23 protein-coding genes are annotated in these 24295 nt (G+C 66.5%); 8 read left to right on the top strand and 15 right to left on the bottom strand.

Annotated features, from left to right (window positions below):
* Window positions 1-51: 51 nt before the first annotated feature.
* Both ASC46_RS07665 and speB read right to left on the bottom strand, forming a co-directional pair.
* Window positions 52-1137, bottom strand: a complete 1086-nt coding sequence (locus ASC46_RS07665; protein ID WP_055458703.1) for an ABC transporter substrate-binding protein — start codon at window positions 1135-1137, stop codon at window positions 52-54.
* A gap of 79 nt (window positions 1138-1216) precedes the next feature.
* Window positions 1217-2278 (bottom strand): agmatinase, encoded by a 1062-nt coding sequence (gene speB, locus ASC46_RS07660; protein WP_055458702.1) that lies wholly within the window; start codon window positions 2276-2278, stop codon window positions 1217-1219.
* A gap of 272 nt (window positions 2279-2550) precedes the next feature.
* Here speB and gcvA point away from each other — a divergent pair, with 272 nt between their 5' ends.
* Both gcvA and ASC46_RS07650 read left to right on the top strand, forming a co-directional pair.
* Window positions 2551-3501, top strand: coding sequence for a transcriptional regulator GcvA (gene gcvA / locus ASC46_RS07655; protein ID WP_055458701.1), 951 nt, complete (start codon window positions 2551-2553; stop codon window positions 3499-3501).
* A 52-nt stretch (window positions 3502-3553) separates the two neighbouring features.
* Window positions 3554-4720, top strand: coding sequence for an aminotransferase (locus tag ASC46_RS07650; protein WP_055458700.1), 1167 nt, complete (start codon window positions 3554-3556; stop codon window positions 4718-4720).
* Between the two features lie 367 nt (window positions 4721-5087).
* Here the strand turns inward: ASC46_RS07650 and ASC46_RS07640 are convergent, their stop codons facing one another.
* From ASC46_RS07640 to ASC46_RS07590, 11 genes are all read right to left on the bottom strand, one after another.
* Complete coding sequence (locus tag ASC46_RS07640; protein ID WP_055458698.1) at window positions 5088-5810, bottom strand: cytochrome c3 family protein; 723 nt, start codon at window positions 5808-5810, stop codon at window positions 5088-5090.
* A gap of 9 nt (window positions 5811-5819) precedes the next feature.
* On the bottom strand, window positions 5820-6317 hold the full coding sequence (locus ASC46_RS07635) for a nitrate reductase cytochrome c-type subunit (protein WP_055458697.1): 498 nt from the start codon (window positions 6315-6317) through the stop codon (window positions 5820-5822).
* Window positions 6290-8782 carry a periplasmic nitrate reductase subunit alpha gene (gene napA / locus ASC46_RS07630; RefSeq protein WP_055458696.1) on the bottom strand — a complete coding sequence of 831 codons (2493 nt, stop codon included), beginning with the start codon at window positions 8780-8782 and terminating at the stop codon, window positions 6290-6292. Before napA ends, ASC46_RS07635 begins: the two co-directional genes overlap by 28 nt.
* On the bottom strand, window positions 8779-9081 hold the full coding sequence (locus ASC46_RS07625; protein ID WP_055458695.1) for a chaperone NapD: 303 nt from the start codon (window positions 9079-9081) through the stop codon (window positions 8779-8781). The genes napA and ASC46_RS07625 overlap by 4 nt, the downstream gene beginning before the upstream one ends.
* The gene (napF, locus tag ASC46_RS07620) at window positions 9074-9574 is read right to left on the bottom strand and encodes a ferredoxin-type protein NapF (protein ID WP_055458694.1); all 501 of its coding nucleotides are present in this window, start codon (window positions 9572-9574) and stop codon (window positions 9074-9076) included. The genes ASC46_RS07625 and napF overlap by 8 nt, the downstream gene beginning before the upstream one ends.
* A gap of 11 nt (window positions 9575-9585) precedes the next feature.
* Entirely contained in the window at window positions 9586-9774 is a 189-nt protein-coding gene (gene napE, locus ASC46_RS07615; protein ID WP_055458693.1) for a periplasmic nitrate reductase, NapE protein, read from the bottom strand.
* A 269-nt stretch (window positions 9775-10043) separates the two neighbouring features.
* A complete protein-coding gene (locus ASC46_RS07610; protein ID WP_055458692.1) occupies window positions 10044-11954 on the bottom strand; it encodes a nitric oxide reductase activation protein NorD in 1911 nt (636 codons plus the stop codon).
* A 5-nt stretch (window positions 11955-11959) separates the two neighbouring features.
* On the bottom strand, window positions 11960-12766 hold the full coding sequence (locus ASC46_RS07605) for a CbbQ/NirQ/NorQ/GpvN family protein (protein ID WP_055458691.1): 807 nt from the start codon (window positions 12764-12766) through the stop codon (window positions 11960-11962).
* Between the two features lie 59 nt (window positions 12767-12825).
* Window positions 12826-14172 (bottom strand): cbb3-type cytochrome c oxidase subunit I, encoded by a 1347-nt coding sequence (locus ASC46_RS07600; RefSeq protein WP_055458690.1) that lies wholly within the window; start codon window positions 14170-14172, stop codon window positions 12826-12828.
* A 12-nt stretch (window positions 14173-14184) separates the two neighbouring features.
* Complete coding sequence (locus tag ASC46_RS07595) at window positions 14185-14637, bottom strand: c-type cytochrome (RefSeq protein ID WP_055458689.1); 453 nt, start codon at window positions 14635-14637, stop codon at window positions 14185-14187.
* Window positions 14638-14876: 239 nt separating this feature from the next.
* A complete protein-coding gene (locus ASC46_RS07590; RefSeq protein WP_055458688.1) occupies window positions 14877-15833 on the bottom strand; it encodes an ArsR/SmtB family transcription factor in 957 nt (318 codons plus the stop codon).
* Between the two features lie 144 nt (window positions 15834-15977).
* Here ASC46_RS07590 and ASC46_RS07585 point away from each other — a divergent pair, with 144 nt between their 5' ends.
* Genes ASC46_RS07585 through arfA form a run of 6 tightly spaced genes read left to right on the top strand, consistent with a single transcriptional unit; the run spans window position 15978 to window position 23311 of the window.
* On the top strand, window positions 15978-17882 hold the full coding sequence (locus tag ASC46_RS07585) for an ABC transporter substrate-binding protein (protein ID WP_055458964.1): 1905 nt from the start codon (window positions 15978-15980) through the stop codon (window positions 17880-17882).
* A 52-nt stretch (window positions 17883-17934) separates the two neighbouring features.
* A complete protein-coding gene (locus tag ASC46_RS07580; RefSeq protein WP_055458687.1) occupies window positions 17935-18939 on the top strand; it encodes an ABC transporter permease in 1005 nt (334 codons plus the stop codon).
* Complete coding sequence (locus ASC46_RS07575; protein WP_055458686.1) at window positions 18939-19808, top strand: ABC transporter permease; 870 nt, start codon at window positions 18939-18941, stop codon at window positions 19806-19808. The genes ASC46_RS07580 and ASC46_RS07575 overlap by 1 nt, the downstream gene beginning before the upstream one ends.
* Window positions 19805-20878: an ABC transporter ATP-binding protein gene (locus ASC46_RS07570; protein WP_055458685.1), complete on the top strand. Its 1074-nt coding sequence runs from the start codon at window positions 19805-19807 to the stop codon at window positions 20876-20878. Before ASC46_RS07575 ends, ASC46_RS07570 begins: the two co-directional genes overlap by 4 nt.
* Window positions 20875-21726 (top strand): ABC transporter ATP-binding protein, encoded by an 852-nt coding sequence (locus ASC46_RS07565; RefSeq protein WP_055458684.1) that lies wholly within the window; start codon window positions 20875-20877, stop codon window positions 21724-21726. The genes ASC46_RS07570 and ASC46_RS07565 overlap by 4 nt, the downstream gene beginning before the upstream one ends.
* A gap of 31 nt (window positions 21727-21757) precedes the next feature.
* Window positions 21758-23311, top strand: coding sequence for an arabinosylfuranosidase ArfA (arfA, locus tag ASC46_RS07560; RefSeq protein WP_055458683.1), 1554 nt, complete (start codon window positions 21758-21760; stop codon window positions 23309-23311).
* Window positions 23312-23358: 47 nt separating this feature from the next.
* On the opposite strand, the gene ASC46_RS07555 is transcribed toward arfA, so the two are convergent.
* A complete protein-coding gene (locus tag ASC46_RS07555) occupies window positions 23359-23628 on the bottom strand; it encodes a cytochrome C oxidase subunit IV family protein (protein WP_055458682.1) in 270 nt (89 codons plus the stop codon).
* A gap of 5 nt (window positions 23629-23633) precedes the next feature.
* Window positions 23634-24221 (bottom strand): cytochrome c oxidase subunit 3, encoded by a 588-nt coding sequence (locus ASC46_RS07550; RefSeq protein ID WP_055458681.1) that lies wholly within the window; start codon window positions 24219-24221, stop codon window positions 23634-23636.
* Window positions 24222-24295 lie beyond the last annotated feature (74 nt).

Here is a 24295-nt window from a genome sequence, read left to right as displayed (position 1 = left end):
GCAGTCGGTAGCGCAAAGACCTGGCGACTGCCTACCGCCGATTGCCCCCTCTCAGCCGACGATCATCTCCGTCCATTTCTGGTTCAGCCAGTCGGCCCGCGACAGATAGAGGTCGTAGCGCGGCACGATCGGCGGAATGTCGGAGGAAACGGCCGCGAATTCGGCATCGGTCAGGTCGAGGAGATCGCGGCGCACCGTGGGCGAGGTACCGACTTTGCGCGACATCAGTGCCTGGATTTGCGGCTGGCACATGTAGTCGATGAAGACATGCGCCTCGTCGAGGGCCTTGGAGGCGCGCGAGACCGCCCAGGAGCCGGAATCCAGGATGCCGCCCTCCTTCGGGAAGGTGGAGCGCACCGGGTGCCCGTCGGCAGCGGCAAGGCCGGTGACGTCGTGATAGTACTGGCCCATCGGGATCTCGCCCGATTTCAGCGCCTGCTCGAACTGCGCCTCGTCGCGATACCACAGCTTCACGTTGGGCTTGACCTCGGCCAGCTTCTCGAAGGCCTTGAGCTGGCCGGCCTCATCGTCGAGCGCCTGGGTGCCCCCAAAGAATGTGGCGGCCGTCACCTCGAGGAGGAAGGAGTTGGAGACGAGGGCGAGCAGGCCGAGCTTGTCCTTGTTGGCCGGATCCCACAGGGCCGCCCAGGACGTGGGCGCCTCGGGAAAGACCTTCGTATTGGTGACGAGCGTGATGTACCAGGAGACGGCGCCGATCCCGGCGACGCGGCCGTCCGGGTACTTGTTGACGAAGCGCTCGACGAGACTGGCCGTGTTCTTCATCTTGGCCAGATCAAGCGGCGCCCACAGCTCGCCGGCTGCGCCCTTGAGCAGCGCGGTCTGCGACATCATCGACACATCGGCGGGAGCGACGCCCGCCCGAGCGGCCTGCGACAGCTGCACCAGCCAGGCCTCGCCCGTGGGCTCGGCGATGCTCTCGACCGCGATGCCTGTCGCCTTGGTGAACTCCGGGAAGATGTGCTTGTCGAACGAATCCTTGAAGAAGCCCCCGTAGACGCCGACCTTCAGCGTCTTGTCGGCGGCGCGCAGGATGGTCGGCATGCCAAGCGCGGCAAGGCCCGCGGCCCCGCCGGCAAGGATCGTGCGGCGACTGACGCCGTTATTTGGTCTCGTCATGACAATCCCCTCGATATCCCGGCGTTGAGTCGCCGTTTGATGCATCTTGCCGCCGTTTAGCGCCGGCGGCACGCGGTTTTCAATCCTTCCTTCCACCGACCGACGGGCTGAAGACCATCAGGCTGAGGATTTCGAACAGCATCTGTGCGCCGGCATGGGCCGTATTGGCGGTTGCATCGTATTGCGGCGCCACTTCCACCACATCGCCGGCGACGATGTTGAGCCCCTTGAGACCGCGCAGGAGTTGCTGTGCCTCGCGCGTCGACAGTCCGCCGACCTCGGGTGTGCCGGTGCCCGGCGCGAAGGCCGGATCGAGGCTGTCGATGTCGAAAGAGAGATAGGTCGGGCCGTCGCCGACGACCTCGCGTGCCCGGGCGATGACCGCCTCTGGACCCATCGCGGCGAATTCCTCGGCGTGGATCACCGTCATGCCGGAATCGGTGGAGAATTCCCACAGATATTCGGCCGCGCCGCGGATGCCGATCTGGATGGTGCGCGTCGGGTCGAGCACGCCGTCGAGCACGGCGTTGCGGAACGGGCCGCCGTGGTGGAACTTGGTGCCGTCGAAGGCGCCGCCCGTGTCGCAATGGGCATCGATGTGGATGAGGCCGACCGGTGCCTCGCGGCCGACCGCGCGCAGAATGGGATGGGTGATCGAATGGTCGCCGCCCACCGCGAGCGTCGCCACGCCCTGTTCGAGGAAGCGGCGGAAATGGGACTCGATGTCGGCATGGCAGCCCTCGAGATCGTAGCGGCTGCGGAAAGGCACGTCGCCGACGTCGGCGGCGGTGAGTTCGCCGACGGGCATGCAGTCGAGCACATGGTTGTAGGGGCCGATGCGCTCGATGGTGCGCAGTGCCCGCGGGCCGAAGCGCGAGCCGGAGCGGTTGGTGACGCCGAGGTCCATGGGCACGCCGACGAGCGCCACCTGAAGGTCGCCGAAGGTCGTCTCCTCGGGGCCGACCGGGCGGTATGGCGCCGACAGGAAGGTCGGCACGCCGCCATAGGGCAGGGCGCGTGTGCCCTTGGCGCTGAAGATCCGCTCGGCCACCTTGCGAAAGCGCGGATCGAAGACGGAGCCGCCATGCCCTGCACCGTATTTCTCCCTGAGCCGCGCGAGGTTCTTCTCATTGATCGTCATGGCAAGCGTCCAATCCTTGTAAAGTTGCTCAATTTCTCCCGCGGTGGAGAAACTACGATATGACTATGCTATGATAATTTCCTATATGATTTTCAGACAACGTATATGGATTGTTGTAAGATGGGTTCTGTTGAAATATATGCTGATGCCAATGCGCTCCGCACGTACGCACCCTCTTGATATGACGATGCTGCAGACTCGCCCGGCTGCTGGCAAGCGAGATTATTAGAGGCTAATCTGTGAGGAATTTTCACAGCCCGGACGATGGCGCCGTGTCCAAACGCCTGCCGCCCCTCAATCCCCTGCGCGCCTTCGAGGTGACGGCGCGTCACCTCTCGGTCTCGCGCGCGGCGGCCGAGCTGCACGTGACGCACGGGGCGGTGAGCCATCAGATCAGGGCACTCGAGATGGCACTCAAGGTGCAACTGTTCGAGCGGCGGGGCGGACGGCTCGCGCTGTCGCCGCACGGGGCGGCGCTGCTCCCGGTCGTTGCCGGCGCCTTCGGTTCCATCGCCGAGGCGGTCGCCCTGCTCACACGGCCGACGACGGAGGGCGAGCTGGTGGTGAGCTGCGTGCAGGCGGTGGCGTCTTTCTGGCTGGTGCCGCGGCTCGGCAGCTTCACGGAGCGTCATCCCGGCGTCCGCCTCAAGCTCATCGCTTCCAACGACCCGCGCGAGATCTATTCCGACCGGGTGGATCTCGCCCTCGTCTACGGCGACGGCCATTGGCCGGACCGCGTCGTCGAGCCCTGGACGGACATCTCGCTCTTTCCCGTCTGCAGCCCAACGCTCGCCAACAGCCGGCCGCTGCGCGAGGTGGCGGATCTCGCCAGCCACGTTCTCCTGCACGGCGACGACGGGCGCGAATGGAACAGCTGGCTCGCTGCGGCCAAGGCGCCGACGCTGGCCTATGGCCGCCGGCATTTCATGTCGAACGCCCATCTCGCGCTCGAGGCGGCGATCAACGGCTTGGGGGTGGCGCTCGGCGACACGGTGACGGTGAGCCGGCTCCTGGCGGACGGGCGGCTGATCGTGCCGTTCGACCTCGCCGTGCCAGCGCCCGACGCCTTCTTCATCGTCACCCGGAGCGAATTGCGCAACACGCCGATGGTGCGCGCCTTCATCGACTGGCTCTTTGCCGAGCGCGTCCGGGACGAGGCGCGGCCGGAGCGGACGCCGCGACGGGCGCGGACCCGCCGGCGCGAGTTGCAACGCGCCTCCTGACAGGCTAACCCGCGGCGTCACGCGCGCCGCTTTCCCATCCGAGACACATCCGATGCCGGTCAATCCCCTTCTCGCCGCCACGGCGAGCCCGCCCGTCCCCGAGGCGCAAGCCTGGCGCGCCGCCTATGACGGCGCCTTCGGCCCGTTCATCGACCTGTCGCAGGCCGTGCCGGGGCGCCCGCCCCATGCCGACATGTTGAAGAAGCTGGCGGAGGCAGCCGCCAGTGCGGAAGCCGCCCGCTACGGCGCCATCACGGGCGACAGATCCCTGCGCGAAACATATGCGCAGCATGTGTCCGGGCTCTACGGCGGACCGGTGATGCCGGAGGAGATTGCCGTCACGGCCGGCTGCAACCAGGCCTTCTTCGTCGTCATGCTTGCACTCGCGCAGGCCGGGGAGGCGGTGCTACTGCCGACGCCGTGGTACTTCAACCACCAGATGACGCTCGCAATGCTGGGCATCGAGGCGCGGCCGCTGCCCTGTGATCAGGAGGCCGGTTTCGTCCCGGATCCGGAAGCTGCGGAAGCGCTCGTCGACGAGCGCCTGCGCGCCATCGTCCTCGTCACGCCCAACAACCCGACCGGTGCCGTCTATCCGCCTGACGTCATCGCGCGCTTTGCCGAGCTGTGCCGGCGGCGCAACCTGTGGCTCGTCATCGACGAGACCTACCGCGACTTCCTGCCGCCGGAGGCGGGCCGGCCGCATGATCTGCTGGCGGGGGAGACGTGGCGCGACAACGTCATCCAGCTCTACAGCTTCTCGAAGGCCTACGGCATTCCCGGGCACCGGCTCGGCGCCCTCATCGCCGGCACGCCCGTCATCGCCGAGATCACCAAGGTGCTCGACTGCCTGCAGATCTGCGCCCCGCGCACCGGCCAAGCGGCGCTCGCCTGGGCGATCCCGGCGCTTGCCGGGTGGCGCGCCGCCAATGCCGAGGACATCAACCGCCGGCTTGCCGCCTTCCGTGCTGCGCTCGCCGATCTGCCGGAGTGGGGCGTCACCTCGATCGGCGCCTATTTCGCCTATCTGCGCCATCCCTTCCCCGGCCGCAAGGGGCGGAGCGTGGCCGAGCGGCTCGCCGCCGAGCGCGGCGTGCTCGCGCTGCCAGGCAGCTATTTCGGTGAGAGCGCTGACGCCCATGTGCGCGTCGCCTTCGCCAATGTGGAGGCGGAGGAGATCGCCCGCCTGCCGGAGCGGCTGGCGGCTTTCCGGCTTTGAATGCCGGCAGCCTGCGCGAGTCTCGTCCTCGCGTAGCCGCGCCGTCAGGCCCGCGCCTGTCGCGGGCATCCACGCCTTGGAAAGACGTCCAACGTCGGACGCGTGGATGGCCGGGACAAGCCCGGCCATGACGGTGGCGAGGGCCGGATCAGCGGCGGAAATGTCGCCCGCGCGTTCCTGTTCCTGGCGTCGACGAAGTGCCATGGAGCGCCCGTGCTGCGGCGAGACGCAACAAGCCCCACCGTCATGCCCGCGCTCGTCGCGGGCATCCATGCCTTGGAACGACGTCCAACGTCGGAGGCGTGGATGGCCGGGACGAGCCCGGCCATCACGCGGGAGAGGGAGCGTTTGTTCTTCGGCTAAGCGACTATTGCGCCTCGATACCGGCGAGATAGGCGCGGACGGCGTCGAGGCCTTCGCTGCCGCCGTGCCAGGACTGGCGGCCGGAGGCTTCGAGCTCGGGGTCGACCGTCCAGCCCGGTTCGATGCCCGTCATGTCCGGCAGGAGATGGGCGATGCCCTTGTGGCAGTCGATGCAGGTGCGCTCGCCGGTGACGAGATAGCGGCTGTGGATCTCCGCCGCGCGCCGCGTCTGCTTCGTGAAGTCCATGGCGATGGACGAGTGGCAGTTGCGGCATTCGAGCGAGTCGTTCGCCTTGAGGCGCGCCCATTCGTGCTTGGCGAGCTCGAGCCGGGCGTCGAGAAACTTCTGGCGCGTGTTGATGGTGCCGAAGATCTTGCCCCACACTTCCTTCGAAGCCTGCATCTTGCGGGCGATCTTGTCCGTCCAGTTGTGCGGCACGTGGCAGTCGGGGCAGCTCGCACGCACGCCCGAGCGGTTCGAGAAGTGCACCGTCTGGGTGAGCTCCTGATAGACATTGTCGTGCATCTCGTGGCAGGAGATGCAGAATTTCTCGGTGTTGGTGACCTCGAGCGCGGTGTTGAAGCCGCCCCAGAAGATGACGCCGCAGATGAAGCCGCCAAGCGTCAGGAAGCCCAGACTGAGATAGGCGCTCGGCCGCGTGATGACGTGCCAGAAGCGCAAGCAGACCTGCCACAGCCGTCCGAAGAGGTTTCTCAGCCCCTGCATGGCAGCCCCTTATCGTTGTCCGCCGAGCTTGCTGGCGTCCTGGAAAAGATTGGGCACGAGCGGCGACGCATCGGTCTGCGGCACGTGGCACTGGGTGCAGAAGTAGCGCCGCGGCGTGACGTCGGACAGCACCTGCCCGTCCCGGTCCATGAAATGCGTGATGCTGATCATGGGCGCGCCGGAGCCCTCGGTGAACTCCCGCTTGTGGCAGGACAGGCAGCGGTTGGTGTTCAGCGTCAGCTGGTAACCCTCAATGGAATGGGGGATCACCGGCGGTTGCTCGGGATAGTTGCGCATGCGCTTGACGTCATCGACGATCGGACGCGCCAGCGGCGGGGCCTTCACCTCGCTCATCGGCGCGGCCTCGCCGGTCAGGCGCGGCACGATCTGCGGTGCCTCGCCCGCGGCCGAGAGGGCGCCCGCGAAGAGCACGAGGCAGGCTGCGGCGAGCCCGGCGCGGAAGGCGCTGGCCGGCGGGTTCAGACGGGAACGACCTTGACCGCACATTTCTTGAAGTCCGTCTGTTTGGAGATGGGATCGGTGGCGTCGAGCGTCGCCTTGTTGATAAGCTGGCTCGCGTCGAACCAGGGCACGAAGACCACGCCGGGCGGCATGCGGTTGCGCCCGCGCGTCTCGACGCGCGTACGGATTTCGCCGCGGCGCGAGATCAGCCGGATCTCGGCCCCCTGGTTGAGGCCGCGCTGGCGCGCGTCGTCGGGATGCATGAAGCAGCGCGCGCCAGGGAAGGCCTTGTAGAGCTCGGGCACCCGCATGGTCATGGAGCCGGAATGCCAGTGCTCCAGGACGCGGCCGGTGACGAGCCACAGGTCGAACTCCGTGTCCGGCACTTCGGCGGGCGGCTCGTAGGGCGCGGCGACGATCTTCGCGCGCCCGTCCGGATTGCCGTAGAAGGCGACACCCTTGCCCTTCTCGACATAGGGGTCGTAGCCCTCGCGGTAGCGCCACAGGGTTTCCTTGCCGTCGACCACCGGCCAGCGCAGGCCGCGCTCCTTATGGTAGGTGTCGAAGGGCGCGAGGTCGTGCCCGTGACCACGCCCGAACTCCGCATATTCCTCGAACAAGCCCTTCTGCACGTAGAAGCCGAAGTGCCTGGCCTCCACGTTCTCGTAGTTCGGATCGAGCTCGGCGAGAGGGAACCGGTCGACGTTGCCGTTGCGGAACAGCACGTCGAACAGCGTCAGGCCCTTGTAATTGGGGTTCTGCTCGAGGATCTCCGCCGGCCATACCTCGTCGGTCGTGAAGCGCCTGGAGAATTCCATCATCTGCCAGAGGTCGGAGCGCGCCTCGCCGGGCGCATTGACGAGCTGGTGCCAGAAATGCGTGCGCCGCTCGGCGTTGCCGTAAGCGCCTTCCTTCTCGACCCACATGGCCGCGGGCAGGATGAGGTCGGCGGCAAGCGCCGTCACCGTCGGATAGGCGTCGGAGACGACGATGAAGTTCTCGGGATTGCGATAGCCGGGATAGGTCTCGTTCGAGCTGTTCGGCGCCGCCTGCAGGTTGTTGTTGACCTGAATCCAGTAGAAGTTGAGCTTGCCATCGTGCAGCATCCTGTCCTGCTGCACGGCGTGGTAGCCGGGTTTCTCCGGGATGATGCCGTGCGGGATGCGCCAGATCTCCTCGGCCTTCTTGCGGTGCTCGGGGTTGACCACCGTCATGTCGGCCGGCAGGCGGTGCGCGAAGGTGCCGACCTCACGGGCCGTGCCGCAGGCTGAAGGCTGGCCGGTCAGCGAGAAGGGGCTGTTGCCCGGCTCGGAGATTTTGCCCGTCAGCAGGTGCAGATTATAGACGAGTTGGTTCGCCCACACGCCGCGCACGTGCTGGTTGAAGCCCATGGTCCACAGCGAGACGACCTTGCGGGCGGGGTCGGCATAGAGCTCGGCGAGCTCGCGGAGGAAGCCGGGCTCGACACCGGAGAGCTCCGACACCTTCTCGAGCGTGTAGTCGGCGACGAAGCGCTTGAAGGTCTCGAAGTCGGTCGGCTCCATCGCCGTGACGTCCTTCGCCTTGCGCGCCTCGACCTCGCGCGGGTCGTCGTCGCGCAGGCCGTAGCCGATGTCGGTGGCGGCCTTGACGAAGGTGGTGTGCTTGCCGACGAAATCCTCGTTCACCCGCCCGGTCGTGATGATGTGGTTGGCGATGTAGTTGAGGATGGCGAGGTCCGTGCCCGGCTTGAAGACGATGGGAATGTCGGCGAGGTCGGCGCTGCGGTTGGTGAAGGTGGAGAGGACGGCCACCTTCACATGCGGATGGCCAAGACGCCGGTCGGCGATGCGCGTCCACAGGATCGGGTGCATCTCCGCCATGTTCGAGCCCCACAGCACGAAGGCGTCCGTGGCTTCGATGTCGTCGTAGCAGCCCATCGGCTCGTCCATGCCGAAGGTGCGCATGAAGGCATAGGCCGCTGAGGCCATGCAGTGGCGGGCGTTGGGGTCGAGATTGTTGGATCGGAAGCCGGCGCGCATCAGCTTGGTCGCCGCATAGCCCTCCCAGATCGTCCACTGGCCGGAGCCGAACATGCCGACCGCTTCCGGCCCCTTGGCCTTCAGGACCTCCTTGGCCTTGGCGGCCATGACGTCGAAGGCCTCGTCCCAGGTCACGGGCGTGAAATCACCGTCCTTGGCGTAGACGCCGCCCTTCTTGCGCAGCAGCGGCTGGGTCAGCCGGTCGGCGCCGTACATGATCTTGGAAAGAAAGTAGCCTTTGATGCAGTTGAGGCCGCGGTTGACCTCGGCCTTGACGTCGCCGTGGGTGGCGATGACCTTGCCTTCCTTGACGCCCACCATGACGCCGCAGCCCGTGCCGCAGAAGCGGCAGGGCGCTTTCGACCACTGGATCTCCAGCGTCTCGACGCCGCCCATGACCGGCTGGGCGGCGGCCGTGTGGATGCCGGCTGCCATGGCCGCGACGCTGGCGGCCTGCGCCTTCAACATGTCTCGCCGCGAGAGCGTCATGGCGATTCTCCAAGGTCTGCAAGGGTTGTGATCTGCTCGAACACGAGATTGGCGGACAGGACGCCGTCGAAGGTGGCGATCGTCGCCAGGCGCCCGCCGAGGGTGGCGCTGTCCGGCCCTTCCATCACCACGACGATCCTGCCGTCCGCGACGTGATGGATCTCCGTGTCGGGAAGGGCGCCTACGCACTTCACCACCTCGGCGCAGCGGTCCGGCAGGGTGCGCACCACGGCGCTCGAGATATGAAGGGTCGTGTCGGGCTCACGCGTAACGGGATCGGGCACGGCGGGCTCAGGCATGGGCCGCCTCCGCCGGAACGTGGGTGGTGATCGCCGCGGCCGGGCAGGCGGCGATGCAGGCGCCACAGCCGGTGCAGCGGTCGCTCGCGATCTCCGGCAGGGCCGGGCCGCCGAGGCGCGGCCGGAAGCGGATCGCCGCTTCCGGGCAGGCGTCGCCACAGCTCTGGCAGATGATGCCGCGCGCCGCGAAACATTGCGCTCCGATGGCCGCCGCGTGGGGAAAGGCCGGTGCGGCGACGTCGAACACCGGCTCTGGGCAGGCTTCGGCGCAAGCGCCGCAGAAGGTGCATTCGCTGGAGAAGGCGATCGCGGGGCGGCCGTCGGCGTCCGGCGTGAAGATGTGTTGCGGGCAGGCCGTGGCGCAGGCGCCGCAGGCCGTGCAGGCGGCGGTGATCGTGGCCTCGCGCGACCAGGGCGGCCGGACGGCTTCGGGCCGGGGGGCGATCCGCCCCCTGAGGAAGCTGCGTCTGTCGAGCCTCGGTGCCTCGCTCACGATTGGCCTCCTCAATGCGGAGGGCCCGGCGGGCCGAAGACGATCTGCCACATCCATACGAGGAAGCCGTAGCCGCCGACAATGCCGACGGCCAGAACCGGCCAGATCAGGATGGCAAGGATGATGAAGGCGGAGAATTCTTCCCGCCGCGAGGGGGTTGGCACTGTTTCCGTCGTGGCCGGCTCCTGCCGATCAGGCATGACGATTGTCTCCTCCGGCACAACTGCACGGCCTTGCGAAAGGCCGAGGCATTTTTTCTTTTTTACAATGTAATGATGACAACATTGCTGCATGTGCCTGTCAAGGCGGTCCCCAGCGGGAATGATTTCCAGCCTCGGCAGCGTGCCGTAACAGCCGGACCACGCCTTTGATCCATGTCATGGCCGGTGAGGCGGTCGGACGGACCGGTCGCGATTCCTTGCCCGTGTCCTCCTTTCTCCTGCTCATGTCCGTTGGTGGCGGCCAAGGCCTAACGCATCAACTGACGGTAGATGGCCGGCAGGGCTGCCGGGAGGCGGGCGATCCGGCCGACAATGGCATAGCCGCCCCGGCCGAAGATGGCCGGGAAATACGACTGCGCCTCGCGGTCCACGGTTACGCCGAAGACGGCGACGCCGCCCCGCCGCGCCTCGCGCACGGCACGGCGCGTGTCTTCGAGGCCGAAGCGGCCTTCATAGTGGTCGACGTCGTTCGGCTTGCCGTCGGTCAGAACGATGAGGAGGCGCTTGCGATTCGGGCGCTTGGCGAGCTGCGCGCTGGCGTGCCGCAACGCGGCGCCGATGCGCGTGTAATAACCAGGCCTCAGGGCCGCGATGCGGCGCTCGACGATCGAGCCCATGGGCTCGTCGAAACCCTTGACGGTCTCGACCCGCACCCAGGAGCGTCGCCGCGAGGTGAAGGTGAGGATCTCGGCATTGTCGCCGCAGGCGGCGAGGCCGTGGGCGAGCGTCAGCAGCGCCTCCTTCTCGACGTCGAGGACGCGGTGGCCATCGACCCAGGCATCGGTTGACAGCGACACGTCGACGAGCAGCGTCACCGCGAGATCGTGGCCGAGCGGCCGGTTCATGAGGTGTAGCCGGTCCGAGCCCTCGCCGCCGGCGCGGATCTCGCTGATCGAGCGCACGAGCGCATCGATGTCGACGTCCTCGCCGTCGAGCTGGGCGCGCAGCGTCTCGCGCCGGGGCCTGAGTGCCTCGAACTGGCGGCGTACGCGCCGGATGCGCCGGCGGGCGGCTTCGTCCGGTGTCCACCGCTCGCCCTCCTCGCGCGCGGTGCCGGCCAGCACCCGGCAATGGCCGGGAAGATAGGCGCGGCGCGTGTAGTCCCATTCCGGATAGGTGTTGAGGCCAGCCAGGGCCGCCGTGTCCACCGCCTCGGGCGGCAGGTCGAGGTCGAACTTGAAGCGCGCGGCCGGCCGGCCCGGCTGGCGCCGCGAGACCGTCAGCTCCTCCACATCGTCGGCGGCCTTCTCGGCCTCCTCGTCCTCGTCGCCGTCCGACGGGCGCGAGACGTTCACCATCTCGGCGATGGCGAGCATCTTCTCGAAGCGGTTGAGCACGAAGGGATCGCGCCGCTGCGCGGCATCCGCCTCGCGCCGCCGGGCAAGGCGCTTGCGTAGGTCGACCACCGGCGCGAGCAGGCCGTTGCGGGCCGGCTCGTCGGCGCTCGGTGTCGCCTCGGCCGGCCGCGCGGCGGCATCGACCCAGAGCGGAACGGGCAGGAAAGGCTGATAGTTTGCCGGCGCATGGACGCTGCCTTGGGCCAGGCTGTGCGCCACCTCGTCGAGCGCCTCCGGCGTCTCGCCGGTCAACAGGGCGTGGACGAGACGCTCGACCTCCCGCTCCACCGCCGGCAGGGGGCGGCTGGGCCGCACGGCGAGAAGCGCCTCGCAGAGGTCGCGATAAGTCGTCACGAGGCCGGGCTGGGCGGAAAGCACGCGGCCGACCGTATCGCGCGCCCGCAGGAGGACGGCGAGATCGCGGCGCAGGGGATCGGCCTCGTTGACCGGCGCGAGCGACATGTGCACGCCATAGGCCGCGAGCCAGAAATAGAGCGCGCGGTTGAGGCGCGCTTCCGGCAGCAGGTCGATGCGCGCGGGCAGGACGAGCGAGCCCGTATCGCGCCGCGGCTGCTCGAGCCGTTCATCCGCCATGCCGACGCGCTGGCGCAGCGTCAGGCGGTGATGGAAAGTGCGGCCGGCGCTGGCGGCGAGCTGCACGCCCGCCTCGCCGCCGAGGCCGCGGAAGAAGACCGCGAGCGCGCCGCGCACCTCCTCGAGGCCGACGCTCGCCTCCGGGTGACGTCGGTAGCTCGCCGCGTCGCCGACGAGGCGATGCCAGGCACGGCCGACAGTCTCTTCGAGCTCGAGGAAGTCCAGCATGGCGGTCAGCCCAGTGTCGCGCGGGCGATTTCGGCGAGCGCGGTGCGCACGTCGGGCTCGTCGGTCAGCGGCTCGATCATCGTGGCGGTCACGGCCTCCTCGGCCGGCATGCCGGCGGCAATCAGCGTCGCGCAATAGACGAGGAGACGCGTCGAGATACCTTCCTCGAGATCCTGGCCCTTGAGGGCGCGCAGCCGGCCGGCGAGGCTGACGAGCGGCCGTACCTTGCCTTCCGCAAGGCCGCTCTCGGCCGCGACGACGGCCGTTTCGCGCTCCGGTGGCAGGAAGTCGAAGCTGATGGCGACGAAGCGCTGGCGTGTGCTCGGCTTCAGCGCCTTCAGAAGGTTCTGATAGCCGGGATTGTAGGAGACGACGAGCATGAAGCCGTCGGGCGCGGCGAGCTCCTCGCCCGTGCGCTCCAGCGGCAGGATGCGCCGGTCGTCGGAGAGGGGATGCAGCACCACGGTGACGTCCTTGCGCGCCTCCACCACCTCGTCGAGGTAGCAAATGCCGCCCTCGCGCACGGCCCGGGTCAGAGGGCCGTCGACCCAGACCGTCTCGCCTGCCTTGAGGAGATAGCGGCCGGTGAGATCGGCCGCCGCGAGGTCGTCATGGCAGGAGACGGTGAAGAGCGGCAGGCCGAGCTCCGCCGCCATGTGGGCGACGAAACGTGTCTTGCCGCAGCCGGTCGGCCCCTTCAGCAGCACCGGCAGGCGGTTGCGGTGGGCGTGGGCGAAGAGCGTGCATTCGTTGCCCGCCGCCACGTAGTAGGGAACGGCCGGGACGGGCGCGGTGTCCAGTGCGCGGAGCATGGGAGGGCCCTTTGTTCGGGAAAGCGAAGGGAAGGGGCGGCTCGTGCCGCCCCGTCCGGTCATTCGGCGGGCTGCAGCGTGCCGCCGGAAGGTGCGGTGCGCTCGCGGCCCGGCACCAGCACGGCCCAGACGAACATCAGCGCGGCGACGACGACGACCACGCCGGAGCCGAGGCGGATCCAGTAGAACAGCGCCAGCTGGTCCTGCACGTCCATGTAGCCTTCGCCGAGCACCCGTTGCAGGTGCACCTGGATGACGCCGGCGAAGGTGAGGGCGAAGGTCATTACCATCATCGCCGTGCTCATCAGCCAGCAGCTCGCCATGGAGAGCCACTGGTTGTAGGGGGTCCGGCCGGTCAGCTGCGGCCAGGCATAGGCCATGACGGCGAGGTTGAGCATCACATAGGCGCCGTAGAAGGCGAGGTGCCCGTGCGCCGCCGTCACCTGGGTGCCGTGGGTGTAGTAGTTGACCGAGGAAAGCGTGTGCAGGAAGCCCCACACGCCCGCGCCGAGGAAGGCCATGATCGAGCAGCCGACGGACCATAGCAGCGCGGCTCGGTTGGGGTGCCGGCGCCCGGCCTTCCAGGTCATGGTCACGGTGAAGGCGACCATGGTGAAGAAGGGCGCGACCTCCAGCGTCGAGAACAGCGAGCCGATCCACTGCCAGTAGCCGGGCGCGCCGATCCAGTAATAGTGGTGGCCGGTGCCGAGGATGCCGGAGAAGAGGGCGAGGCCGACGATGACGTAGAGCCACTTCTCCACCACCTCGCGGTCGATGCCGTTGAGCTTGATCATGAGGAAGGCCAGCACCGAGGCCATGATCAGCTCCCACACGCCCTCGACCCACAGGTGGATGACGTACCACCAGTACATCTTGTCGAGCGCGAGGTTCGCCGGGTTGTAGAAGGCGAACAGGAAGAACAGCGCCATACCCCACAGGCCGAAGAGCAGGATGTTCGTCACCACCGTCTTGCGGCCCTTCAGCGCCGTCATGGTGACGTTGAAGAGGAAGATGAGGGCGACGACGACGATGCCGACCTTGATGGCGAAGGGCTGCTCGAGGAACTCGCGCCCCTCGTGGATGCGGAAGAGATAGCCGACGACGGCGATACCGGCGGCGACGAAGAAGAGCCAGAACTGCAGCTTGGCGAGGCCGGTGCTGTAGAGTTCGGTCTCCGTCTCCTCCGGCAGGAGGTAATAGGTCGCGCCCATGAAGCCCATCAGCAGCCACACCACGAGCGCGTTGGTGTGAATCATGCGCACGATGTTGAAGGGCAGCAGCTCGGAGAGCGTGTTGGGCAGCACGTAGATCGTTCCGGCGACGACGCCGAAGCTGACCTGGGCGAGAAAGAGCACGAGGGCGCCATAGAAATAGATGAGCGCCACCTTCTGGGATTCGTATCGCATTGTCGGCACTCCTCAGCCGGCCTTGTTGGGCGGCCAGTTCTGCGTCTTGATCCGGCCCGTCCATTCGAGGAAATCGGCAAGGTCGTTGAGTTCCTGGTCGCTCAGGTTGAACTGCGGCATCTGGCGCCGGCCCTCGATGCCCGTGGGCTGCGACTGCATCCACGCCTTCAGCATCTCGCGCGCCGTTTCGGGATCCTCCGTGCCGCCCCAGCGGTCCCAGAGGTTCCCGAGCTCGGGGGCGAAATAGGCGCCCTCGCCGAGCAGGGTGTGGCAGTTGATGCAGGAGTGCTTCTCCCACACGTGCTTGCCGCGCGCTACGGCATCCGTCAGCCCCGCCTTGTCGGTCGATGTATTGACCATGAAGTAATGGCTGTGGGCAGTCAGGCCGACGAAGATGACAAAGAAGAACAGCGAGCCGCCATAGAAGACGTTCCTCGCCGCCGATTTGGTGAGGCTGTCAGCCATCACGCGTCCTCTCTCGCTAGATCGGGAGATCAGGCGCGCGGCGTCGCTTGTAGCGGGGACCGCGCACGATCGTTTGGAAACTAGCTTGCGGGACGGCAGGCTCTTTGTGCTGGCACAAGCACCTGGAGCCTTGGCCGGCGGGCGTGATGTCGACGGCGAACTCTGCGGCGTGGCGCCTGCAAGGTGGATCCGACCGCCCGGTGCGGGTTCTCGTCCAGAGGCTTCGGTGTGATGAGGGGTTATGCCCCGGCTTCTGCCGGCGGCTTCAGGCGCAGGCGCATGATGATGTCCTGGTCATGATTGCCGAAGCCGCGCCCGAAGATGTTCAGCCCGCCGGGGTGGCGCGCGTTGTCATCGATGCCGATGCGCATGCGGATGCCATGGTGCATGTCCAGCCCGAGCTGGTCGAGTGAGACGGAGGAGATCTGCACGTCGTTGACCGACGTGCCGTTGCGGTTGATTTGCCAGGTGACGAGCTTGCCGTACTGCGAGCCTTCGAGCTTCCACCATTGGGGGGTATAGACGCCCCTCTTGTCGCCGAAATCGCCCGGCGAGATCCAGCTGCCGACCTTGACGTCGTTGACCCAGAGGCTGATTTCGGACGGCCAGTCAAGGCTGGTGCCCGGCACTTCCGACGACAGCTCCATGATGAATTCGAGGCGGTCGATCTCCGCTCCCAGGACCTTGCCGTTGTTCGGGAACTTGTATTCGAGATAGCCGCGGCTGAACCACACGAGCGAGGCGTTCATCCGCTGCGGGTCGAGGAAGAAGTCGGGCACGTCGAGCACGCCGAGGACGCTGTCCGTCGAGCACAGTCCGCAGGGCGCGGTCACCTGGCAGCCGGTGTAGAGCCCGATCGGCATCGCGACCTCGACGTAATCCTTGCCGGCGAGCGCATCCTGGTCGTCGAGGCGGATGATGATCTCGTCGTAGCGAACGGAGCAGACCTTTTGCTGCCCCTTGGAGGCCTTCCTCGTCTCCGTCTCCAGGAGGCCAGCCCGCTCGAGCACCTGGATATGGGTCGCAACGGTGGACTGTGGCAGGTCGAGTGCCTCGCTGATCTCGTTCACATTGAGCGCGCCGTGCTCGCGCAGGAGCTTGAGAGCGCGCACCCTGGCCGGGGAAGCGAGGGCGCGGATCGTCTCGCCGCTTTCCGACGCGAACAGGGTCAGGAACTTCCTCTTGAAATCGCTCATCGTGCCGTTCTCTCGCCCCGATGGATGGGCGCTATTTTAATCGTAAGTTCGGATATATATCAGGTTCTCGTTGACCAATGCAATTCCTGCGGTGTTAACTCAAAGAAAAAGCCAAATACGGCAGTGGAGGAAACACCCATGCACATGCTGCGCATGCTTTCGCTCGCGTCCGGGCTGCTCCTCGGCGCGAGTGGCTTGACCTTGCAGGCCGAAACGGCGTTCGCCCAGGTTACCGTACCCGGCGTGCCGCGATCCCAGACCATCATCCTCGAGAACCCCGAAGGTACCATCAAGAATCCGGGCTGGTTCAACATCTGGACGCTGAACGCCGGCGGCCAGTTCACGGGCCTGCACCAGCTCGCCCTCGACACCCTCTGGTACATTGATCCCGAGCGGGGTCTCGATGGGCCGTGGGAGAACTCGCTCGCCTCCGAGAAGCCGATCTACAACAGTGACTTCACCGAAATGACGGTGAAGCTGAAGTCCGACATCTACTGGAGCGACGGCGTCGCCTTCACCGCCGACGATGTCGTCTACACCGTCGAGTCGCAGATCAAGAATCCCGGCATGCGCTGGAGCGCGCTGCTTTCGCTCAATGTCGAGCGCGTCTCGGCGCCCGACGCGCACACCGTGCATTTCAAGCTGAAGAAGCCGAACTCGCGCTTCCATGCGCTGTTCACGGTACGCTTCAATGCCATCTGGATCATGCCCAAGCATGTCTTCGAAAAGGCGGGCGACCCGCTGAAGTTCGACTTCAACCCGCCGGTTTCGCTGGGCGCCTACAAGCTTCACAGCTTCGACCCGAACGGCAAATGGTACATCTGGCAGAAGCGCGATGACTGGCAGCGCACGACGCTTGGCCGCTACGGCGAGCCCGGCCCCACCTATGCCGCCTATGTCGATCCCGGCCCGCCGGACAAGCGCGTCATCGCCCAGCTCAACCACAACCTCGACGTGGTGCACGACATCGCGCCTGAAGGCATGTTCACGCTCACCAAGCAGTCGGACAGCCTGAAGACCTGGTTCAAGAATTTCCCCTTCGCGCATCCCGATCCGACGCTGCCGTCAGTGATCTTCAATATGCAGAATCCCGCCTTCCAGAACCGTGACGTGCGCTGGGCGCTGGCGATGCTCATCGACATCAAGGCGGTTTCCATGGCGGCCTACCGGGGTGCGGCGACGCTGTCGCCGATCGCCATCCCGCCGACGGGCACCCATCCCGAGGATTATCACGTTCCCCTGCGGGACTGGCTGGCGTCGTTCGAGCTCGATACCGGCAAGCGCAAGATCCGCCCCTATGATCCGACCATCGGCGCGCAGATCGCCGATATGCTTCGGCCGAGCATGGGGGACCAGATCCCCACGGATCCGGCCGAGATCGACAGGGCCTTCGGCTACGGCTGGTGGAAGGCCGATCCGCAGGCGGCAGCGGAACTCCTACAGAAGGCGGGTTTCACCAAGCGGGGCAACAGCTGGTACATGCCCGACGGCAAGCCCTTCTCCGTCAAGGTGATGGTCGAGGGTGAGACGCGCCCCATCCTGACGCGGGCCGGCACCATGATCGTCCAGCAATGGCGCCAGTTCGGCATCGATGCCAAGACCGAGGTTGCGCAGGGCACCATGCTCGACCGCCGCAACACGGGCGACTTCGAGATCCTGATCTCTTGGAGTGTCGAAACCTACGGAGGCCACCCCGATTTGTCGTTTTTCCTGGACAGCTGGCATTCCCAGTTCGTCGCGCCGGCCGGCAAGACCCAGTCGCCGCGCAACTGGCAGCGCTGGGCGAGTCCCGAACTTGACAGGATCATCGAGGCGGTGCGCCGGATTGATTTCGACGATCCCCGCACCGTCGAGCTTGGCCGTGAGTACGTGAAGCTCATGGTGCGCGAGATGCCGATCATCCCGCTCATGGCCTACAACGTCTTCACGGCCATGGACGAGACCTACTGGACCGGCTACCCGACGGCGGAGGACCCATACGCCAATCCCGTCCCCAACTGGGGCAACTCACGCGCCATGATGGTCAGGCTGAAGCCGACCGGCAAGTGACGGCAAGCGGGACGGGCCAGCGCCCGTCCCGGACAGCGCCGAGGGATGGTCCATGAAGCCTTACCTGACCTATCTGTCGAAACGTCTGCTGCAGTTCGCCGTCGTGGTCTTCGTGGGCATCAACATCGCCTACGTCGTGACCCACAGCACGCCGATCAACCCGGTCGAGCAGACAATCTCGGCGGCGACCGCTTACGGCAGCACGAGCCCTGAAGCCATCGAGATGATGCGCCGCTCGCTCAGCGAGCTCTACGGGCTCGAGGGCTCGCCGTGGCAGCAGTATCTGTCGTTCTGGCAGCGGGTGCTGGTGGGTGATTTCGGGCCATCCCTCTCGGCCTTTCCCACGCCGGTCTCGGAACTCATCCTGCGGGCGCTGCCCTGGACGGTCGGGCTGCTGCTCGTATCGACCTTGCTCACCTGGTTCCTCGGCAACCTGCTTGGCGGTCTTGCCGGCTACTATCGCGAGAACCGCGTCCTGAGGGCCTTCGGCGTCGTCACCGCGGGGCTGCACCCTGTTCCCTACTACGTCGTGGCCTTCGTGATGCTGCTCGCCTTCGGCTATCTGTGGCCGATCCTCCCGATCAGCGGCGGGGCCTCGATGGCGGCCGACCGCACCGACGTCGTCGGCTTCGCGCTCGACGTCGTCATTCATTCCATCCTGCCCGTGCTCTCGCTCATGGCGGCCGGCATCGGCGGATGGTTCATGGGCATGCGCTCGCTGGTCTCCAACATCGTTACGGAAGATTACGTCACCTATGCGGAACTTGCCGGCGTCCGGCGCGGCAAGATCCTGCGGCACTACGTGATGCGCAATGCCATCGGCCCCCAAGTCACCGGCCTTGCCCTCCAGCTCGGCGCCATCTTCAACGGCGCGATCATCACGGAGCAGGTCTTCGGCTATCCCGGCATCGGCTCGCTCCTCATCAGCGCGGTCCATGCCGGCGACTACAGCCTCGTTCTCGGCATCACGACCATCTCGATCCTTGGCGTGTCAACTATGGTCCTCCTGATCGACCTCCTCTATCCCCTGATCGATCCGCGCGTGGAGGCAGCCTGATGAACACGCTGAAGGTCCTGCGCGACCTGTTCTACTACAACAAGGAATTCGCTACCGGACTGCTGCTCGTCCTCATCGTCGTGGCGGTCGCCGCGAGTTCCTTCTTCTCGCCCTATCCGCCGCTCGACGTCTATGTTGTGCCGCCGGACCTGCCGCCATCATGGCAACATCCGTTCGGCACCACCTCGCGCGGCCAAGACGTCTTCTGGCAGTTGACCTTCGCCATCCGCAACACGCTGCTGTTCGGCATCGTGGTGGCCGTCATCAGCCGCGTCATCTCGCTATGCGTCGGCCTCGTCTCCGGCTATCGCGGCGGCTGGGTCGACCGGGTGCTCATGTCGCTCAACGACACATTCGTCGTCATCCCGCTCTTCCCGATCCTTGTCCTCTTCTACTTCATCATGCGCGACCAGATGACCTGGGGCCTGCTCGCGCTGATCGTCGCCCTGCTTGGCTGGGCATATGACGCGCGCCTCATCCGCTCTATCGCCATGAGCCTGCGCACGCGCGAATTCACGCGCCAGGCGGTGTTCTCGGGCATGGGCACCGGCCGGATCGTCTGGCAGGAGCATCTGCCGTTCGTGCTGCCGATCGTCTTCTCGACCACGCTCAACAACATCAACTGGTCGATCGGCATCGAGGTGACGCTGTCGGTGCTCGGCTTCACCGACATCAACACCCCGACCATCGGCGGTATGATCTACTGGGCCAACCAGCACACGGCGCTCGTGTCCGGCATCTGGTGGTGGGTGGCTTTTCCCATCGCCCTCGTGGTGCTGCTCTTCATCGGGCTGTTCCTGCTGGCCATCTCGATGAACGAATACATCGATCCGCGCAGCCGCCTCAGCCGCCTGGGAGGCCAGGCATGACCCTGCTGCACCCTGCGGCCGCATCCGCCGCTGCCGAGGACGACGCGGCAATCCCGCTCCTGTCGGTCGACCGCCTCAAGGCCTATTACCGACTCAAGCTCTTCGGCATCGACCGCGAGGTGCGGGCCGTCGATGATGTCACCTTCGCCATCGGCCGCAATGAGATCTATGGGCTCGCTGGCGAGTCAAGCTCCGGCAAGAGCACGCTGATCAAGACCATCGCCGGCGCCATCCGCCCGCCGCTGGCGGTCGAGACGGGGTCGGTGTGCTTCAATTTTTCCGACGGAACGCGCGACATCTATCGCCTCACCCCGCGCGAACTGGGCGAGATCCGCTGGAAGCGCCTATCCTACATCATGCAGGGCTCGATGAGCGTGCTGAACCCGGTACGGCGGATCCGGCACTCCTTCACCGATTTCGCCTTGCCGCACGTGCCCGAGAAGGGGGCAGCCTTTGCCGAGCGCATCGGGCGTCACCTCGAGCGCCTGCATCTCGAAAGATCGGTGCTCGACGCCTATCCGCACGAGCTGTCGGGAGGCATGCGCCAGCGGGTTGCGATCGCACTGGCCACGGTCTGCGGGCCGGAGTTCATCATCGCCGACGAGCCGACCACGGCGCTCGACGTCATCGTGCAGAAGGGCGTCCTTGCAATGCTTCGGGGCATCCAGCGCGAGCTCGGCTCCTCGGTCCTGTTCGTCACACACGACATGGCCGTGCACGCCAACCTGACGGATCGGCTCGGCATCATGTATGCTGGCCGGCTAGTGGAGGAGGGGCGCACGCGCGATCTCTTCCGCCAGCCGCTGCATCCTTATACCCGTCACCTCATTTCGAGCCTGCCGCAGATCGGCGACGACACGCCGAAGAAGGGACTGGAAGGCTCGCCGCCCAATCTCGCCGCGCCGCTGAGCGGTTGCCGGTTCCACCCGCGCTGCCCACTGGCGATCGACATCTGCCGCCGGGAGGCGCCGCCCATGGTTGCCGTCGCCCCGGGCCGCCGGGTGGCCTGCCACGTCGTCACGGCATCGCCCGATGCCGTGGCACCCGCGATGGAGGAGGTACGCCCGTGAAGCCGAACCTTCTCGATGTCGACAATGTCAGCAAGACCTTCGCCGGCCGCGGGCTGTTCTCGCGCCGCATGAAGCGCGCGGTGCGCAACGTCAGCTTCTCGCTGGATGCCGACCGGCCCGAAGTCTTCACCATCATCGGCGAATCCGGCAGCGGCAAGTCGACGCTCGCCAGCATGATCCTGAACACGGCCCGGCCCACCGGCGGGAGCATCCGCTTCGAGGGGCGCGACCTTGCCCACATCCGCAGCCGGCGCGACCGGGTGGCCTTCATGAGCCGCGTCCAGGCAATCTTCCAGAACCCGTTCGACGCCTTCAACCCGCTGAAGCCCGTCGACCGCTATCTCTACACCGCCGCCGAGGTCTTCTCCGGCTGCCGCACGAAGGAGGCGCGCGAGACGCGTGTGGACGACGCGCTGCACAAGGTGGGCCTGTCGCTCGCGGAGGTCAGCGGCCGCTTTCCGCACGAGATGTCGGGCGGGCAGCTGCAGCGCATCGCCATCGCCCGTGCGCTCGTGTCCAGCCCCTCGCTGATCGTGGCGGACGAGCCGGTTTCGATGATCGACGCCTCGCTGCGCATGACCGTGATCAACCTCTTCCGCATGCTGAGGGACGATCTCGGGGTGTCGATCATCTACATCACCCACGACCTCGCCACCGCCTATTACATCAGCGACCGCCTCATCATCATGCAGACCGGCGAGGTGGTGGAAGCCGGCGATGCGCGACAGGTCCTCGCCGCCCCCCGACATCCGTATTCGATCCGGCTGCGCGAGGCCGTCCTGTCCGTCGACGGCGCATGGCGCGGAACGGGGCTCGACGCCGAGGCCATCCAGCCTTCCTTGCGCTGAACATTCACTCCTGCCGATCCCTGGAGCCATCATGAAAGAAGCTCACGTCATCGTCGATCGCGACTTCGTCATCGGGGACACCGATCCCCGCCTGTTCGGTGCTTTCGTCGAGCACCTCGGGCGCTGCGTCTACGGCGGCATCTACGAACCAGGCCACCCCACGGCGGACGAGCGTGGCTTCCGCGGCGACGTGCTCGCCCTCGTGCGGGAGCTCGCGCCGACGATCATCCGCTATCCGGGCGGCAATTTCGTCTCGGGCTACAATTGGGAGGACGGGGTCGGGCCCGTCGAGAAGCGGCCGCGCCGGCTCGACCTCGCCTGGATGTCGACCGAGCCCAATACCTTCGGCACCAACGAGTTCATGGACTGGTGCCGGGCTGCGGACGTCGAGCCGATGCTCGCCGTCAATCTCGGCACCCGCGGCCCGGACGATGCCCGTCGACTCCTCGAATACTGCAACTTCCCCGGTGGAACGGAACTATCGGACCTCAGGCGTGCCCATGGCTGGGAGAAGCCGCACGGTGTGAAGTTCTGGTGTCTCGGCAACGAGATGGACGGCCCCTGGCAGATGGAGATGAAGACGGCGACGGAATACGGCCGCATCGCCACCGAGGCAGCCAAGCTGATGAAGTGGATCGACCCCACGATCGAGCTTGCCGCCTGCGGCTCCTCCTCGCGCAACATGCCAACCTTCGGCAGCTGGGAGGACACGGTGCTGGAGCATTGCTTCGACCATGTCGAATTCATCTCGCTCCACACCTATCTCAACAACTACGCCGACGACACGCCGTCCTTCCTCGCGAGTGCGGACCTGATGGACAGCTTCATCGAGGAGGTGGTCGCCATCGCCGATGCGGTGGCCGCCCGACGCCGTTCCGCCAAGCGCATCATGCTGAGCTTCGACGAGTGGAACGTCTGGTACCGCACCCGCCGCAAGAACGAGGGGCGCACCAAGCTCGGCTGGCCGGTGGCCCCGCCGATCCTCGAGGAGGTGTATGACATGCAGGATGCGCTCGCCTTCGGCGGCGCCTGCCTGTCGCTGCTCAACCACGCCGACCGCGTGAAGAGCGCCTGCCTCGCGCAACTCGTCAATGCCATCGCCCCGATCATGACCGAGACGGGCGGGCCAGCGTGGCGACAGTCGATCTTCTATCCCTTCCGTGACATGAGCAGGTTCGGGCGCGGGCGCGTGCTTCAGACCCGCGTGTCATCGCCGGTCTATACCACCGTCTACTACGATCCGCGCGGCACGTCCGAGCTGAGCTTTCCGATGCCGGATGTCCCCTATCTCAAGCTCGCTGTCGTCGACAACCTCGACGAGGGCACCGTGACTCTCTTCGCCCTCAACCGGAATCTCACGGAAACGCTTACAGTCGAAACACAGGTTCGCGGGTTCGGCGCGCTCTCACTGGGCGAGGCCCACGAGCTGCACCACGGCGATCTCAAGGCGACGAACACGAAGGACCGTCCGGACGAGATCAAGCCCGCATCTCTCGAAGGCGTCGAGATCACGGGGGATCGCGTGCGGGTGCGACTGGCGCCGGCGTCCTGGAATGTCATCCGACTCTCGGCCCGAGGGAACTGATCGCGGCCGGCGCTTGTCCGCCGGAGGACGAGCACCTCAGCCGCTTCTCAGGCGGCAAGGAGAAGCGGGATGAGGCCGGCGAGGACGGCAAGGCCCGTCACGCCCCAGAGCCAGGCCATGACGAGGCCGCGCCAGAGCCGTGGCGCGCGCTGCAGTTCGAGGAAGTCAAGCACGATGAGCCGACCCTTGGCGAGAGCGAGGCCGAGTACGACGAGGCCCGCGAGCCAGGGCGCGGCGGTGGCTGGCAGGCCTACTGCGATCGTTGCGAGCGTCAGGACGACGAGGACGAGCCAGATGCGGACGGGCGAGGAGCGCATCACTGTCATCCGGCGAGATAGACGAGAGGGTAGAGGACGACCCAGACGAGGTCGACCATGTGCCAGAAGGCGGTGCCGGTGCGCAGGTCCGCATCGGTCACCGCGACCGCGGCGAGGATGACCATGCCGAGCAAAACGTGCAGCAGATGGAAGCCGGTGACGAGGAAATAGAGCGTGAAGAAGCGGTCGGTCTCGATGCCGATGCCGGCCGCCAATTTCGCCTGATACTCGATTAGCTTCACGATGACGAAGAGACCGCCGAGGATAATCGCGCCGGCGACATGAAGGCGCGCGGTACGCCGGCGCCCCGCATCGGCTGCGTCGACGGCCATCGCGGCAAGGAAGCCGCTCGTGACGAGGACGAGCGTGTTGATACCGCCGAGGAGGGGATCGAGGCGAGCGCGGCCGGCGGCGAACAGGTCCGGTTCGAGCGCGCCCGCGATGCCGAAGGCGACGATGAGGGCGCCGAAGACGGCGAGTTCGCTCGCGATCAGAACCCACATCATGGGATGGCCAGGCAGGCCCGCAAGAGGCCCCCAGCCCGCTTCCGGCAAGGCTGTCGCGGCATGCTCCTCGACGTCCAGCTGCGTCATTGCTCCGGTTCCTCCGTCCGGATGGTTGGTAGACGCTCGCTGCGCGCCGGCTCGTTGCGCTGGGACAAAAACCG

This window comes from Chelatococcus sambhunathii (genome assembly GCF_001418005.1).
Classification (GTDB): domain Bacteria; phylum Pseudomonadota; class Alphaproteobacteria; order Rhizobiales; family Beijerinckiaceae; genus Chelatococcus_A; species Chelatococcus_A sambhunathii.
This window is presented reverse-complemented; position numbering and strand designations above follow the sequence as displayed.

Excerpts from the sequence above, each read along its gene's own strand:
- ASC46_RS07570 (WP_055458685.1), top strand. The coding sequence starts at position 19,805 with ATGACCCTGCTGCACCCTGCGGCCGCATCCGCCGCTGCCGAGGACGAC.
- ASC46_RS07585 (WP_055458964.1), top strand. The coding sequence starts at position 15,978 with ATGCTGCGCATGCTTTCGCTCGCGTCCGGGCTGCTCCTCGGCGCGAGT.
- napA (WP_055458696.1), bottom strand. The coding sequence starts at position 8,782 with ATGACGCTCTCGCGGCGAGACATGTTGAAGGCGCAGGCCGCCAGCGTC.
- arfA (WP_055458683.1), top strand. The coding sequence starts at position 21,758 with ATGAAAGAAGCTCACGTCATCGTCGATCGCGACTTCGTCATCGGGGAC.
- ASC46_RS07595 (WP_055458689.1), bottom strand. The coding sequence starts at position 14,637 with ATGGCTGACAGCCTCACCAAATCGGCGGCGAGGAACGTCTTCTATGGC.
- speB (WP_055458702.1), bottom strand. The coding sequence starts at position 2,278 with ATGACGATCAATGAGAAGAACCTCGCGCGGCTCAGGGAGAAATACGGT.
- ASC46_RS07650 (WP_055458700.1), top strand. The coding sequence starts at position 3,554 with ATGCCGGTCAATCCCCTTCTCGCCGCCACGGCGAGCCCGCCCGTCCCC.
- ASC46_RS07600 (WP_055458690.1), bottom strand. The coding sequence starts at position 14,172 with ATGCGATACGAATCCCAGAAGGTGGCGCTCATCTATTTCTATGGCGCC.
- ASC46_RS07590 (WP_055458688.1), bottom strand. The coding sequence starts at position 15,833 with ATGAGCGATTTCAAGAGGAAGTTCCTGACCCTGTTCGCGTCGGAAAGC.
- ASC46_RS07635 (WP_055458697.1), bottom strand. The coding sequence starts at position 6,317 with ATGTGCGGTCAAGGTCGTTCCCGTCTGAACCCGCCGGCCAGCGCCTTC.
- ASC46_RS07580 (WP_055458687.1), top strand. The coding sequence starts at position 17,935 with ATGAAGCCTTACCTGACCTATCTGTCGAAACGTCTGCTGCAGTTCGCC.
- ASC46_RS07575 (WP_055458686.1), top strand. The coding sequence starts at position 18,939 with ATGAACACGCTGAAGGTCCTGCGCGACCTGTTCTACTACAACAAGGAA.
- ASC46_RS07555 (WP_055458682.1), bottom strand. The coding sequence starts at position 23,628 with ATGCGCTCCTCGCCCGTCCGCATCTGGCTCGTCCTCGTCGTCCTGACG.
- ASC46_RS07605 (WP_055458691.1), bottom strand. The coding sequence starts at position 12,766 with ATGCTCCGCGCACTGGACACCGCGCCCGTCCCGGCCGTTCCCTACTAC.
- napE (WP_055458693.1), bottom strand. The coding sequence starts at position 9,774 with ATGCCTGATCGGCAGGAGCCGGCCACGACGGAAACAGTGCCAACCCCC.
- ASC46_RS07625 (WP_055458695.1), bottom strand. The coding sequence starts at position 9,081 with ATGCCTGAGCCCGCCGTGCCCGATCCCGTTACGCGTGAGCCCGACACG.
- ASC46_RS07665 (WP_055458703.1), bottom strand. The coding sequence starts at position 1,137 with ATGACGAGACCAAATAACGGCGTCAGTCGCCGCACGATCCTTGCCGGC.
- ASC46_RS07610 (WP_055458692.1), bottom strand. The coding sequence starts at position 11,954 with ATGCTGGACTTCCTCGAGCTCGAAGAGACTGTCGGCCGTGCCTGGCAT.
- ASC46_RS07550 (WP_055458681.1), bottom strand. The coding sequence starts at position 24,221 with ATGACGCAGCTGGACGTCGAGGAGCATGCCGCGACAGCCTTGCCGGAA.
- ASC46_RS07640 (WP_055458698.1), bottom strand. The coding sequence starts at position 5,810 with ATGCAGGGGCTGAGAAACCTCTTCGGACGGCTGTGGCAGGTCTGCTTG.